The sequence below is a fragment of the Paraglaciecola aestuariivivens genome (assembly GCF_052983255.1).
Map to the genome: position 1 here is coordinate 55,269 of NZ_JBRKBA010000014.1, position 14,735 is coordinate 70,003.

At 39.9% G+C, this 14,735-nt stretch carries 12 protein-coding genes and 1 rRNA gene; 9 read left to right on the forward strand and 4 right to left on the reverse strand.

The features are described 5' to 3' along the window. Positions 1-11 precede the first annotated feature (11 nt). From ACVCDT_RS15815 to ACVCDT_RS15825, 3 genes are read left to right on the forward strand one after another with little or no spacing between them, the layout of a single operon-like run. The gene (locus tag ACVCDT_RS15815) at positions 12-1,817 is read left to right on the forward strand and encodes an assimilatory sulfite reductase (NADPH) flavoprotein subunit (protein WP_447133761.1); all 1,806 of its coding nucleotides are present in this window, start codon (positions 12-14) and stop codon (positions 1,815-1,817) included. Beyond that, positions 1,817-3,547, forward strand: coding sequence for an assimilatory sulfite reductase (NADPH) hemoprotein subunit (gene cysI, locus ACVCDT_RS15820; RefSeq protein ID WP_447133762.1), 1,731 nt, complete (start codon positions 1,817-1,819; stop codon positions 3,545-3,547). The genes ACVCDT_RS15815 and cysI overlap by 1 nt, the downstream gene beginning before the upstream one ends. Then, complete coding sequence (locus ACVCDT_RS15825) at positions 3,525-4,274, forward strand: phosphoadenylyl-sulfate reductase (RefSeq protein ID WP_447133776.1); 750 nt, start codon at positions 3,525-3,527, stop codon at positions 4,272-4,274. Before cysI ends, ACVCDT_RS15825 begins: the two co-directional genes overlap by 23 nt. 4 nt (positions 4,275-4,278) lie before the next feature. On the opposite strand, the gene ACVCDT_RS15830 is transcribed toward ACVCDT_RS15825, so the two are convergent. Next, positions 4,279-5,175 carry a TIGR03899 family protein gene (locus ACVCDT_RS15830; protein ID WP_447133763.1) on the reverse strand — a complete coding sequence of 299 codons (897 nt, stop codon included), beginning with the start codon at positions 5,173-5,175 and terminating at the stop codon, positions 4,279-4,281. 203 nt (positions 5,176-5,378) lie between these two features. Here ACVCDT_RS15830 and ACVCDT_RS15835 point away from each other — a divergent pair, with 203 nt between their 5' ends. The 3 genes from ACVCDT_RS15835 to ACVCDT_RS15845 all read left to right on the forward strand — a co-directional run bounded on the left by ACVCDT_RS15835 (position 5,379) and on the right by ACVCDT_RS15845 (position 9,015). Then, positions 5,379-7,610, forward strand: coding sequence for a bifunctional diguanylate cyclase/phosphodiesterase (locus ACVCDT_RS15835; protein WP_447133764.1), 2,232 nt, complete (start codon positions 5,379-5,381; stop codon positions 7,608-7,610). A 200-nt stretch (positions 7,611-7,810) separates the two neighbouring features. Next, entirely contained in the window at positions 7,811-8,173 is a 363-nt protein-coding gene (locus tag ACVCDT_RS15840; protein WP_447133765.1) for a helix-turn-helix domain-containing protein, read from the forward strand. After that, the gene (locus tag ACVCDT_RS15845; protein ID WP_447133766.1) at positions 8,173-9,015 is read left to right on the forward strand and encodes an IS3 family transposase; all 843 of its coding nucleotides are present in this window, start codon (positions 8,173-8,175) and stop codon (positions 9,013-9,015) included. Before ACVCDT_RS15840 ends, ACVCDT_RS15845 begins: the two co-directional genes overlap by 1 nt. A gap of 65 nt (positions 9,016-9,080) precedes the next feature. Here ACVCDT_RS15845 and ACVCDT_RS15850 read toward each other — a convergent pair whose 3' ends face one another. After that, a complete protein-coding gene (locus ACVCDT_RS15850) occupies positions 9,081-10,208 on the reverse strand; it encodes an acyl-CoA desaturase (protein ID WP_447133767.1) in 1,128 nt (375 codons plus the stop codon). A gap of 152 nt (positions 10,209-10,360) precedes the next feature. Here ACVCDT_RS15850 and fabR point away from each other — a divergent pair, with 152 nt between their 5' ends. After that, positions 10,361-10,975, forward strand: coding sequence for an HTH-type transcriptional repressor FabR (fabR, locus tag ACVCDT_RS15855; RefSeq protein WP_447133768.1), 615 nt, complete (start codon positions 10,361-10,363; stop codon positions 10,973-10,975). Here the strand turns inward: fabR and trmA are convergent. Beyond that, positions 10,972-12,069, reverse strand: coding sequence for a tRNA (uridine(54)-C5)-methyltransferase TrmA (gene trmA, locus ACVCDT_RS15860; protein ID WP_447133769.1), 1,098 nt, complete (start codon positions 12,067-12,069; stop codon positions 10,972-10,974). The genes fabR and trmA overlap by 4 nt on opposite strands. Positions 12,070-12,231: 162 nt before the next feature. On the opposite strand from trmA, the gene ACVCDT_RS15865 reads away from it, so the two are divergent. Next, positions 12,232-13,614 carry a DUF5610 domain-containing protein gene (locus ACVCDT_RS15865; protein ID WP_447133770.1) on the forward strand — a complete coding sequence of 461 codons (1,383 nt, stop codon included), beginning with the start codon at positions 12,232-12,234 and terminating at the stop codon, positions 13,612-13,614. Between the two features lie 42 nt (positions 13,615-13,656). Here the strand turns inward: ACVCDT_RS15865 and ACVCDT_RS15870 are convergent, their stop codons facing one another. After that, positions 13,657-14,112 carry an RNA recognition motif domain-containing protein gene (locus ACVCDT_RS15870; protein WP_447133771.1) on the reverse strand — a complete coding sequence of 152 codons (456 nt, stop codon included), beginning with the start codon at positions 14,110-14,112 and terminating at the stop codon, positions 13,657-13,659. A gap of 526 nt (positions 14,113-14,638) precedes the next feature. Here ACVCDT_RS15870 and ACVCDT_RS15875 point away from each other — a divergent pair. Then, positions 14,639-14,735: ribosomal RNA gene (locus ACVCDT_RS15875) — 16S ribosomal RNA — on the forward strand; the annotation flags it as partial.

Sequence of the window (14,735 nt, forward strand, 5' to 3'; positions counted from 1 at the left end):
TTAGCGATTCTATGTCTTCACCAACTCATCAAGCCTTTGGGCTTGCCTCTGGTTTATCAGAAAATCAGTGGGCACAAATTAATCAAGCGACAGCAACGCTTAATCCTCAACAGTTAACATGGTTGAGTGGCTATTTTGCGGGATTAGCACAATCTGGCCAACCTCAATTATTGGTGTCAGAACCACAGTCAGCGCAAACCCTGACTATTTTATATGGTTCGCAAACGGGCAATGCCAAAGCCATTGCGGTTGAGTTAAAAGCTAAGCTTGATGCGCTAAACTTGCCAGCTAAATTGCTTAGCATGGCAGATTACAAGCACAAGCAATTAAAAACCGAAACTCATCTAGCGGTAGTGGTCAGTACACATGGAGAAGGTGAAGCCCCAGATGACGCCATCGAACTGCACGAATTTTTAGTCAGTAAAAAGGCGCCAAAACTTAATAATCTAAAAATAGCAGTTTTAGGTTTAGGCGACTCAAGCTATGAATTTTTCTGCCAAACCGGTAAAGATTTTGAAAAACGCTTGGTTGATTTAGGCGCGAGCAATATTTTGCCAAGAGTAGATTGTGACGTAGATTACGACGATGATGTAACTGCATGGTTTGATTCCCTGAGTCATCAGTTAAGAGATGAACTAAAAAGCCAGACTAATCAGTCGCAAGCCGCTGTGTTATCTCATGCGTTGCCCACAAGTCCAGTATCGGTTTACAGTAAAAAGGCACCTTTTACTGCAACCTTGCTCGAAAGCCAAAAAATTACCGGTCGAGATTCAGTTAAAGATATTCGTCATATTGAAATTTCGTTAGAAGGTTCGGGTATTCAATACAAAGCCGGTGATGCTTTAGGCGTGTGGTTTAAAAACGATAAAACCTTAGTTATGGAGTTGCTTGAGTTACTTAATTTTAGCGCTGAACAAAAAGTCAGTTGGTCAGGCCAAGAATACCCCTTAGCTGAGGTGCTTATTGAGCAACTAGAGCTAACCCAAAGTTACCCAACTTTTGCAAACGCTTATGCAGACTATGCCAAAAATGTGGAGTTAAATGCTCTGTTAGAAGACAAGTCTGTATTAAGAGAATACCTTGCTAATCACCAAATTATAGACATAGTTCGTCAATTCCCAGCTGAGTTAGAGGCGCAACAGTTTGTTGACTGTTTAAGAAAAATCACCCCTCGTCTTTATTCTATTGCGTCTAGTCAAGCCGAAGTGGAAGATGAAGTTCATCTTACTGTGGCATTAGTCGAATACCAAGCGCATGGGCATAGCCATCAAGGTGGCGCTTCGAGTTTCTTATCTACTCGTCTTGAAGCTGGTGGCGAAGTACAAGTGTTTGTTGAAAGCAATGACAATTTCCGTCTACCAGATAATGGTGACACCCCAGTTATTATGATCGGACCTGGTACCGGTATTGCGCCCTTTAGAGCCTTTATGCAACAAAGAGAAGCAGAAGAAGCCAGTGGCGACAATTGGTTGTTTTTTGGTAACCCTAACTATACCCAAGACTTTTTATATCAAACTGAATGGCAACGATTTGTCAAAGATGGAGTAGTAAATAAGGTCAGTTTGGCATTCTCACGTGATCAAGAGCAAAAGATTTACGTACAAGATCGCATGCTCGAACAAGGGGCAGAATTATATCAATGGCTAGAAAGAGGCTCACATTTTTATGTATGTGGTGATGCCAATCACATGGCAAAAGATGTACACGATGCTTTAATTCAAATAGTGATTGAACATGGCGGCAAAACCCAAGAACAAGCAGAGCAGTATGTGTCTGACTTGCGCCGTGCAAAACGTTACCAAAAGGACGTTTACTAATGAGTAATGATAAGAAAAATTTAATTGTTGAAGGCAAATTAGCCGACAACGAACGCTTAAAATCCCAAAGTAATTTTTTGCGAGGCAGCATAGCCGAAGATTTAAACAATGATTTAACAGGTGCTTTTGTTGGCGATAACTTTCAGTTAATCCGTTTTCATGGCATGTACCAACAAGATGATCGTGACCTTAGAGCCGAGCGAGCTAAGCAAAAATTAGAGCCTTTGCAAAATGTTATGTTAAGGGCCCGCTTGCCTGGTGGCATCATTTCCCCAAAACAATGGTTGGCCATAGATAAGTTTGCCGAAGAAAAAAGTCTTTACGGCAGTATTCGTTTAACCACCCGACAGACTTTTCAGTTTCATGGTGTGTTGAAACCTAATGTTAAACCTATGCACCAAATGCTTAACCAAGTCGGGATCGACTCTATTGCCACAGCTGGCGACGTGAACAGAAACGTATTATGTACTTCTAATCCGGTGGAGTCTGAAGTGCATCAAGAAGCTTACGAGTGGGCCACAAAAATTAGTGAACATCTGTTACCTAAAACGCGCGCTTACGCAGAAATTTGGTTAGATGGTGAAAAGCTTGAAACCACAGATGTTGAACCTATTTTAGGCAGCACTTACTTACCACGTAAGTTTAAAACCACAGTAGTAATCCCTCCGCAAAACGATGTAGACGTGCATGCTAATGATTTAAGCTTTGTTGCTATTGCCGAGCAAGGCAAGTTAGTTGGATTTAACGTTTTAGTAGGCGGTGGATTAGCCATGACCCATGGCGACAAATCAACCTATCCACGTAAAGCTGATGATTTTGGTTTTATTGAACTTGAGCATACTTTAGCCGTAGCTGAGGCAGTGGTAACTACTCAGCGTGATTGGGGCAACAGGGTTAATCGAAAAAATGCTAAGACCAAATATACTCTCGAAAGAGTCGGTGTAGAAACCTTTAAAGCAGAAGTAGAAAAGCGCGCAGGCATTACTTTTGGGCAAAGTCGTGCTTATGAATTTACCTCTAGAGGTGATCGTATTGGTTGGGTAGAAGGCATTGATGGTAAACATCATTTGACCTTGTTTATTGAGAATGGCCGTATATTAGATTACCCAGGTAAACCGCTAAAAACTGGTTGTGCCGAAATTGCCAAGATCCACAAGGGAGATTTTCGCCTAACTGCCAATCAAAATCTGATTGTGGCAGGGGTGCCTAGTGAAGAAAAAGAACGCATTGAACAACTAGCGCGTGAACATGGATTGATAACCGACCATTTAAGTCCACAACGCATTGATTCTATGGCTTGTGTTTCATTACCTACTTGTCCTTTAGCCATGGCAGAAGCCGAACGTTATTTGCCGGATGCGGTAACTCAGATTGAAGGCTTATTGGCCAAACATAATATGGCTAGCGAAAGCATTATCTACCGGGTCACTGGGTGTCCGAATGGATGTGGCCGAGCCATGTTGGCCGAAGTGGGCTTAGTGGGTAAAGGGCCAGGCAAATATAATTTGCATTTGGGCGGTGATCGTCAAGGTACGCGCATACCAAGAATGTATCGAGAAAACATTGACGAGCAAGAAATCATGCAAGAGTTAGATCGTTTAATTGGCCTTTGGGCTAACGAAAGACAAGCTAATGAAGCCTTCGGTGATTTTTTGATCAGAGCTGAAATAGTCAAACCTGTGATCGATTCAGCTAAGGATTTTCATGATGACCCCAGCTACTCCATCTAATCAAGCTAAAAGCTTAGACTCAGTGTTGCTTGGTGATGAGTTAGACAGGGCTAACCTGAGCTTGGAGAAACAATCTGCCCAAGAGCGTGTGGCCTGGTCGTTAGATCACCTGCCACACAATTTTATGTTGTCTTCAAGCTTTGGGGCTCAGGCTGCTGTAATGTTACATATGTTGACTCAGCAGTACCCTGATATTCCTGTGGTATTAACCGATACGGGTTATTTGTTTCCCGAAACCTACCAGTTTGTAGATGAACTTACCCAAAGACTAAAGCTTAACTTAAAAGTATTTAGAGCTGGGCTTTCCCCTGCTTGGCAAGAGGCTAGAATGGGTAAGTTATGGGAAAAAGGTGTTGAAGGCATTGAACAATACAATCACTTAAATAAAGTGCAGCCAATGCAAAATGCCTTAGACGAATTACAGGTTAAAAGTTGGTTTGCTGGGCTGCGTAGAAGTCAGTCTGATATGCGAGAGGCATTACCTGTGATTCAACGTCTTAAACAGCAATTTAAAATTTATCCCATAATAGATTGGTCTAATAAAGATGTGCACATGTACCTTAAAAAGCATAACTTGCCTTATCATCCTTTATGGGAAAAAGGTTATGTGTCTATTGGTGATTGGCATAGCACCCGTTCATTAGAAGAAGGTATGAGCGAGCAAGATACACGTTTCTTTGGTTTAAAAAGAGAGTGTGGACTACATGAATTTGGTGACGGTATTTAATCGCCTAATTGACCTCAAAAGCCGAATTAAGTGTATGAGTTAACGCTATTAAATAGGCATCTTGTTTTTGTTGTGGCACTAATTTACACAGCTCGGCACCACTAGTGGTAAATTTATAATATTTTAATGAAGTGCCGGCTCGCTTGGCACGTATTTGCATAGTCTGCCTAGTACAGCGCCATTCATAAGACTTTTCTGTGGGTAGTTCTCCCGACTCAATTTCACTATGGTGAATTAAGCCCAAATCCATTAATGATAAAATATCGGGGTAGCCTAACCCAAATTCAGCTAAGTTTATTAGCTGATTTCCTTTGGTATGAAACAATGACCATAAACTGGGTTTTTGGTAGTAGCCCATTAGTAGTTTAGGTACAGACTCGCCTTTTCGTTTACTGGCTAAGCTCACTGCAAGTTGAAAAGTTTGTGCATCTTTTTGCGTAAGTTGCTGCAATATACTTAAGGTTTTTAATGAAAAGCTGCCTGGTTTGGCTGATTCTACAGCAAAGATTTTTCCCCATAAATCTTGCATGGCAGGAGAATACACTTGTTCTGCCATATGCACAAAACTAAAAAACCAATCTGCATCAATATCTTCGTCTGCGCAGTCGGCTATGCACAAATCTAAAGCTTTAGCTAAAATACTTTCCAGATTTTGCACTTTACGTTGAGCTATAAGGCTGGCTTTACGCGAGGCTTTTTCTGTTGTACTGAGTGGTTTAGCTTGATGATCACTAGCTTGAATGCCAATTTGCGCAAACCATTTGGTCATTCGATTAAGCTCAAGTGAACGCTCAACTTTTTTTTCTGCTTTATCTGTAGCGGCACTTTTTTTAGGCTGTGTAGGCTGCTCAACAGTAACTGCTGGGACCACTGATGGAGAATTTTTGTGCGATATTTTCATTTCAGGCAAACACAGGTTAAAATTTACAATTCTTTATATTGCGTTAATTGATGTTACATGAGCAAATAAAAATGTTAACTTTAAGCGTAATAATAAATGTTTTCATGCTCCATTTTTGACATTAATGTATTTACTAGGGGCGAGGTTGATAAACATAAGGTATGTTTTCTAGAGCACTAGATATTAAATTTGACGGATTTTGAATGAACCCTAGTAAGTATGATAACGATGAATTAATCTTTTTATCAGAGGATAGCCAAAGTAACGCGCCAGATATTACGGGTGCATGGAATGTGCTGGTGGTGGATGATGATGAGGAAATTCATTCAGTTACTAGGTTAGCCCTTTCTGATTTAGTCGTTAACGGCAAATCATTGCATTTTGTGCATGCCTATTCAGGCGAAGAAGCCCTAAAAATAATTGAAGAAATGGGCGCCTCTATAGCTATTATTTTACTTGATGTGGTGATGGAGGCAGACGATGCTGGCCTGATGGTAGCCAAAAAAATGCGTGAAGAGCTCAATCTTATTGAACCTCGAATTATTTTACGTACCGGTCAGCCAGGTTATGCGCCAGAAGAACAAGTCATAAAAGATTACGATATCAACGACTATAAAACCAAAACCGAATTAACCCGTGGCAAATTAGTGACTGCCATTATCGCTTCTATCCGTTCTTACCAACAAATTCTGACTATCAATCAAAGTCGTAGTGGCCTAACAAAAATTATTCTTTCAGCGGCAAACTTAATGGAAGAGCATTCGGTGAAAAGTTTTTGTGAAGGTGTGGTCACACAAATTAGCTCTTTGATTGGACTGGATGCTGGAGGCATAGTCTGTGCTAAAGCAGGTTCAATTTTAGATCAAGAAGACGATGGTGTTTATGTGCTAGGTGCAGCGGGAGAATTTGCACCTTATATAAATGGCAAACTAGAAAATTTGCATAACGACAGAGTGGTTAAGTTTGTTCATTGTTGCTTGCAGTTAAAAGAGCATGTTTTTGAAAAAGAGTTTTCTGTTTTATATCTTAATAGCTCTGGCTATGAGGCCGCGGTTTACTTAGATATTCAGCGAGAAATCAATGATATAGATAAACAATTGCTCGAAGTGTTTTTATCTAGCATCTCTGTTGGTTATGAAAATGTGAATTTATTCCATCAGTTACGAACTGCGGCTTTTAAAGACTGGCTAACTAAACTGCCCAATCGCAGTGAATTCATTAATATGCTGGATGAATGTGAAGAAGGAGCACGTAAAAGCTCAGAAGCAGTAATTGCCTTAATCGATATCAATCATTTTGCTGATATAAATGACGGCTTAGGTCAAGATGCGGGTAACAACACTTTATTGGCCGTCACTCACAGATTACAAGAAACCTTTAGCGAAGAAGTTAAAATAGGCCGAATTGGCTCAGACGTGTTTGGCCTTATTGGCTCTGAATGTGACGTTAACCCAGAAACATTAAATAATATGTTTATCGAGCCTTTTAAAGCCGGCGAACATACCTTGCCATTGACTGCTTCTTTTGGCTTTTGTCGTTTACAAGGAAAAAGCCAATCTGGGATCAGCCGTTTAACCCATAGTAATATTGCCTTAAATAAAGCCAAAAAGAATCTCAATACCAACTTTGAATACTATGCGCCAGAAATGGAAGAAGAAACCACTTGGCGTTTAGACATGATTAGGCAATTACAAAATGACTTTGAAGCTCGCAAGTTAGAACTATGGTATCAACCGCAAGTCGATTTGGTCACTGAACAAATTATTGGAATGGAAGCCTTATTAAGATGGCCTTCTAGTGATGGCGGTTTTATTTCTCCTGCGGTATTTGTGCCTTTGGCTGAATATTCTGGACTCATCATAGATATAGGCATTTGGGTTTTAGAAGAAGCCTGTCACAAGTTACAAGCTTTATCTGAACAAGGTTATGAAGGACTGCGAATGGCGGTAAACATTTCAATGCCACAATTTCGCGATCCCAATTTTATCGATACGGTGAAAAAAATCATCACTGAAAATGGTATTGAGCCGCATAAAATTGAATTAGAAATTACTGAAAGTGTGGTGATGGACGAACCACAAATTGTGATTGAAGCACTACAAGAATTAAAACAGTTTGGAGTAAAGGTGGCCATAGACGATTTTGGCACGGGCTTTTCTTCAATGAGTTATCTACAACAGCTGCCGTTAGATCGATTAAAGGTTGACCGTTCTTTTGTTAATGAAATTACCCCAGGTAAATCAGCTTTTATTGCAGAAACTATAGTGACACTTGGTAATCGCTTAGGTTTATCTACTATTGCTGAAGGGGTAGAAAAGCGTGAGCAGGCCAGTTATATGTTAAAACTTGGATGTGACGAAGCACAGGGCTATTTGTTTGCCAAGCCCCTACCTTATCAAGAGTTACTTACTTTCTTGGCTAAACAAGATAATTAATAAAGGCCTCTTAATGAAGTGACCCCCAATAGTTGGACATACCAATTACTGGGGGTCTTTTTATGTCCAAATACCACAGAGCATTTAAGTTAGAGATAGCGAAATGTACTCAAAACCAAAGCTCGCGAGAGCTTGGTTTAATATACAACGTACCATCAAACCAAATCCGATACTGGTCAGTAGTTTATAGACTTAATGGTATGGATAGCTTCTTACACAAGCAATTTCCTTACACGCGTGACTTCAAGCTAGAAGTATTAAGGACTATGAGAGTAGAAAGTTGGTCATTGTCCTATACCAGTGCATTTTTTGATTTATCCACGCCAGGTATTTTATATCAGTGGCAAAAGCTTTACGCTCGCGATGGTTTATCTCGACTCACACCACGCAAAAAAGGAAGGCCTCGCATGACACATCACTCTCCAGAGCCCAAACCATCAGGGCAGATGACAGAAAAAGAACTAAGAGAAGAGTTAGAGTATTTACGTGCTGAGAACGCTGTCCTAAAAAAGTTAGAAGCCTTGGCTCAAGCCAAAAAGAAAAAAGCAAAGAAAAGGCCCTAGTGGTCGATGAGCTCAAGGCAAAATACAGCTTACATCATTTACTTAAAGCTTCGGGGCTAGCTCGGAGTGTGTATTACTATCATCGTAGCGCACACCAAGCAGCATGCCCTGATGTAGCCTTAAAATCCCAAATACGTGAGATTTATCATCATCATAAAGGGCGGTATGGGTATCGTCGGATAACATGTACTTTAAGATTGGCAGGTATGGTGGTTAATCATAAACGTGTCCAACGTCTAATGGGGGAATTGGGTCTTAAGTCAAAGGTCAGACCGAAGCGATATAAATCATATAAAGGCGAAGTGGGTAAAATCGCCGCTGATTTAGTTCAAAGAGAATTTAGAGCTGATAAACCGAATCAAAAGTGGGTGACGGATGTGACCGAATTTAAAGTCAATGGACAGAAGGTTTACCTGTCACCTGTTATCGACTTGTTTAACCAAGAAGTGGTGAGTTATGAGGTGCGCAAATCGGTTACGCTTCCGTTAGTAACCGATATGCTGAAAAGCGCAACGAATAAGCTTAAGAAAGGTGAGAAGCCGATAGTTCACTCAGACCAAGGGTGGCAGTACCAAAACAGGGCTTATCAAAACCATCTCAGAGATAAAGGCTTATCACAAAGTATGTCGAGAAAAGGTAACTGCTTAGACAACGCTATAGCCGAGAACTTCTTCGGCATACTCAAGACTGAAATGTATCATAATGAAGAATTCAAAAATGCAGATGAACTGATTGCAAACATCCGAAAATACATCGACTATTACAATAACGAACGTATTAAGCTAAAACTAAAAGGCCTGAGTCCGATAGCATATCGAAATCAGGCCTTGGTAGCTGCTTAGAAATGAGTCCAACTTTATGGGGTCACTTCATAAGAGGCCTTTATTAGTACTGGTTGTGTACTTATTTAGTTTTGGCAAAAGTCATACTGATGCAGTTGTAACCATTTTTGTTTTTGCAGTGCTAATCCTTGTTTGAGCTCTTTGTATTGATACTGCAAATCAAGATTCTCATAGCTGCGTTTTAAATGTTGGCCTTTGATTGCCATTAACTGTTTTTTCGCTGCATAGTATTCAGTCATTCTTTGTGCGAGTAGTTCATATTCTTTTTGCAGTCTAACTAACACTTCTTCTGCATTAGGCAAATTCGACACTTTTTCTTTGGCTAATTTTAATTGCATCGCCACTTTGGCTTTTTCAATGCGTTCTTCAGGACAACGGCGCAGGTTTTTTGTCCAACCAATAAATGACAAACCTCTAATAAGCCATTTAGTGGGATCAAACTGCCACCATTTCACACCGTTGCGATAATCATATTCAAAAATATGATGGAAATTGTGGTAACCCTCTCCAAAGGTAAAAAAGGCTAAAATGTCATTATCTCTGGCAGAATTTTTGTCTGTGTAGGGCTGTCGTCCCCAAATGTGCGCTAATGAATTAATACAAAAAGTCACATGATGCACTACTACCAAGCGAAACACTCCAGCTAACAATAACATGCCCCAAACATCGCCATTCAGCCAACCTAATAAAATAGGGATCCCAAAGTTAGCGCTAAGCATTATTTTTAGGTAATGATTATGTTGCCACATGACAATTTTATCTTTTTGCAGATCACGACAATTACTATAATCAGTATAGCGTTCTACTTGGTACTCTCTGAGCATCCAACCAATGTGTGAATACCAAAAGCCTTTCTTGGCCGAATAAGGATCCTGCTGATTATCATCTACGTGTTTATGATGAATGCGATGATCAGAGCACCAGTGTAAAATACTATTTTGCAAACTCATCGCCCCACCAATGGCTAAAATAGCTTTCACTATTGAGTTTGCTTCGTAAGCTTTGTGCGACCACAGCCTATGATAGCCGGCGGTTATGGACATACCGGAAAAATAAATCAGAAAAATACAGGCTATAATTTCGAAGCTATCAAAGCCATGGGTAAAGGCTTCTAATGGCATTAACACAAGTGCGATTAAACCAGTGATGATGAAGACCAATACATTGGTTAAAATAAGGCGGGGTTTTTTCATTTACGAATACAAATTTCAGCTTACAAGTGTACGCTATTCTACTTGCCATTATGCGATTCGCAAGCGCTATATTTTATTATCACCTTGATTTGCTGGTTTCAGCGCAGAATCTTGTTAATATTCTACTACTTAGGAAAATTAGGTTTTAGCAGTTGAATCGTCAAGAACAAAAACTTCGTACACGTCGTTCAATTATTGAAGCGGCTTTTATGTTGTTAGATGAACGCCGTAGTTTGTCGAGTATTAGTTTACGAGAGGTCGCCAGAGTAGCGGGTATTGCGCCTACGTCTTTTTATCGACACTTTAAAGATATTGACGAACTAGGCCTGACCTTAGTGGATGAGGCCGGATTAGCCCTGCGTCAACTTATGCGTCAAGCTAGGCTACGCATAGCCTCAGGTGGAGGAGTGATCAATACTTCTGTGGATACCTTTATGGAATTCATCACAGCTAACAATAATGTGTTTCGATTATTATTGAGGGAGCATACTGGCACATCAATGGCATTTAGGGCTGCGGTGCTTAGGGAAATTAAACACTTTAATGTTGAGCTCACAGATTACACTATGAGCACTACAGGCTTGCCTTACAATATTGCCAACCTGCAAGCAGAAGCCATGGTTAAACTCGTGTTTAGTGCTGGTGCAGAAGCACTAGACGCCTCAAAAGAACAAAAGTCTATTGTTGCCGAGCGGGTAAAGCTACAACTTAGATTTGTAGCAAATGGCGCCTTGCAAGCTATGGCTGAGCAAAAACCTAAAGCTTAAATTTTTTGTAAGTACAGCCCACACTCTGCATGATGGGTATAAGGAAACTGATCAAAGAGTGCAAAACGGCTCACCTTGTGGGTTTTTAACAAAACCTTTAAGTTGTCTTTTAAAGTGTCAGGATTACACGAGATATAAATAATATTTTGGTAATCTTTGATCATATCAACTGTGGTTTCATCTAAGCCAGCTCGTGGAGGGTCAACTAACACGGTTTTGCAGTTATATTCGCTTAAATCTGTGCCTTCTAGTCTTCTAAACTCTCTGACTCCTTGTTGAGCTTGAACAAACTCTTCACTCGACATGCGCAAGATTTTTAAGTTGTTAATGTTATTCTGTTGAATGTTTTCTTGTGCGGCGGCTACCGAGGTTTTTGATATTTCTGTCGCTATAACCTTGTTAAAGTTTTGCGCTAAGGGCACAGAAAAGTTACCCGCGCCACAATATAGCTCTAAAAGATCACCTTGGGCATTTTGGGTAATATCAAGCGCCCACTCAATCATGTGAATATTGACCTTAGCATTTGGCTGGGTAAAACTATTTTCTACTTGCTTAAAGCTAAAGTTCTGCTGATTAATAGTTAAGTGTTCGGTGACAAAATCTCTATCTAAAATAATTTTTTGTTTTTTGGCCCGTCCAATAATGTCAATGCGGTAACTTTTTCGCAAAATGCTTAAAATGCCCTGCATTTCTTTCACCCACGCCTCATCAAGGGCTTTGTGATATAACAAAGACACTAAGACTTCACCGCTCAGGCTAGCTAAATAGTCCACTTGAAATAACTTTCTACGCGCTATTTCATTACCTTTAAGCAGCACAAGCAGATCTCGCATGACCTCATTAATTAATTGGCTAGCAGGTGGAAAATGAGTGACAGGGTATTTTTGCTTGGTTTCCTGATCGAACATTATATGCTCTAAGTTATCCCCATCGTGCCACAATCTAAATTCCGCTCTTTGTCTATAATGCAAAGGTTCAGATGCAAACACTTCTAGAGAAGGCATCTTAAATTGAGCAAAGCTTTGTTTTATTGCCTGGGTTTTATGCTCTAGCTGAGTCGCGTAGTTTTCTGCCTTAATGTCTATTGGCCGCATGGCTCACCTTAGTCTGTATAGGTTAATTGCGCGCAAGGTAAAGGGTTTTAAACCATACTTCAAGGCAGATCTATAGCCTTGGTTAAAAATAAATCAAAATGACATTAAAGTTTTGCCAAGAAGTGGCCGATAGTATTAGACGAGGATAGTGAGGTATCTGCCATGAATATTAGTCAGCTTAAAGCCTTTTTAGGTGATAAACCCCAACATTTGGGGAACGACAACAGTTTGCAAAACCAGCTGCGTGATGCTGGATTAAGCCAAGTCTTGGCTACGCCTGTGGCTAAAGGCCTAGCGGGTGAAGATAAGTTTAGTACTAGCACAACCCTAGGGGTGCGTGTATTTGCAGCTTCTTTTAACCAATCTTTAGAAATCGATCAACGTAAACCCAATTTTTCTGTACCTAAAGAAAAAGAGCAAAATAGCACGCTCTTTGATTTTGAAGAAGTGGCTAAAAATGTCTTAAATTTTGTAGGTGGTGCCATTAAAAATGCTAAACATAATGGTGCAAATGAAGGCCAACTTAATGCTTTATTCGCGCAAGCCACGTCAGGTGTGATGAAAGGCATCAAAATGGCTGAACGAGATTTAGCCGGATTTCTTAACGAAGACATTACCCAAGGGATCGAGCAGAGTAAAAATCTAATTGAAACTGGTATTGAAAAATTAAGACAAGATATCTTTGCGCCGAATAAGGTGGTGGCAGAACAGCAAATAAATCTTGAGCAAACTAAAATACAAAAAGGTGAGCTTTCTATTCGCACGCGCGATGGAGATAAGGTCACCTTGAGCTTTGAAGATCTGCAACATTTTGAGTTTAATCAAAGACAGCTTGAGGTCAGCCAGCCTGTAACTACTCAAGCAAGCGTAAACGGTGAGCAAAATAGCCCTTCACCTGAAGATAAAGCTACAGAAGTTCAGGCGGGTACAATTAATGAGTCTGTCCCTCAAAGTGAAGAGCAGGCTAGCATAAGTCCAGAAGATAAAACTGCTACCCAAACGACCACTCAAGAAAACGCTGTATTTATACAGCAAAATGCTTTTTCCTTTTCGGTTAAAGGAGAATTAGACGAAAGTGAACTTAAAGCCATTGGTCAATTAGTTGTAGATACCAATGAGTTGGCAGAAGAGTTTTTTAATGGCGATATAGAAACCGCATTTAATCAAGCGCTTGAATTAGGTTTTGATCAGCAAGAGTTGGCTAGCTTTGCCTTGCAACTAACTAAAGTTGAAAATACTCAAGTAATTAAAACCTATGAAACTGTGTCGCATTATGATCAAGATAACCAACAGGCAGACCCTGCCAAAGCGGTAAAACCTGTAACAGAATATCTAGATAAATTGTTGAACGTACTAGATGGTGCTCGTTTAAAGTTAGAAAACAACCAGTCATATGAAAACGTAGTAAACGAATTAATCAACCGTTTAGGTGATGAAGTGGCAACGCCTGATCTCATCTCAGCTATTAACCGCTTTAATGAGTTTAATCAAAGATTGGTGAACAGTTTACCTATAGGGTATCAACCCTCTGCTAAAGAAGCATAAAAAAAGGCCAGCTTATAGCTGGCCTTTATTTTTAATTGAAACTTACTCTTCTTCAGTTTTTTCTTTGGCTAATCTAACTTTAAGTGTTCTTTCTTGAAAACTTGAATCATTAAGGTTTTTAATGGCTTTTGCTGCGCCTTTGGCGTGCATTTCAACAAAACCATATCCTTTACGTTTTCCAGTTCGGCGATCTTTCATTAATCGCACCGAAACAACTTTACCTTGTTGCTCAAAATGTTCCTGAACAGCTTGCTCGTTTGCACGATAAGGCAAGTTCCCTACATATAAAGTTGCCACTTCAGAGGAAGTGTCATCATTATCTGAAGAATTAGCTTGGAATGCTTGGCTAATTAACGGAACTAATACCCCACCTAAGACCACGCCTACTGCTATAGATAATTGACTAGAGATGTCTGCGGAAACCATTGGCAGAATAAAATATAAAACAACAGCTAAGATAACTGTGATAACAATGTTTAATACAAAAGATGGATTCATGTAACTTTACCTAGATTTTATTTTGGTTATAAGATTATAAAGCGTTCTCATGGTACCCATTTATAGGCATTACGCAAACAGTTAGCACCCCATTTATTTGAGCTTTTCCTTTATATAGGCCAAATTCGTTCGATTTTTTACCAGCTTGCCGAAAAAACCAGCATTCAACCATTTATTTTAAAAAAGCCCTTGCATGGGAATCTGTTATCTCTATAATGCGCCCTCGCTTCAAGGGAGGCCACTTAGGTATCCCACAAAATGTTGACCTTGTTAACACTTTGTAAAATAGCCAAGGCTATGATTGATGCGGGATGCAGCAAGATTTAATTTGAAAATATTTTAAATAAAATCTTGACATCAAATGGAGATAGCGTAATATTCGCCTCCCGCTTGAGAGGGTCTTCGGACAGTATCTTAAGCCGCTAACCTAGGTTAGCAATGCTCTTTAACAATTAGAACAAGACAATCTGTGTGGACACTCACGAAGTGAGAGTTCACCAAAAAAAATTCATATTTTCGATATATTTAATTGAAGAGTTTGATCATGGCTCAGATTGAACGCTGGCGGCAGGCCTAACACATGCAAGTCGAACGGAAACATGTCTAGCTTGCTAGATGATGTC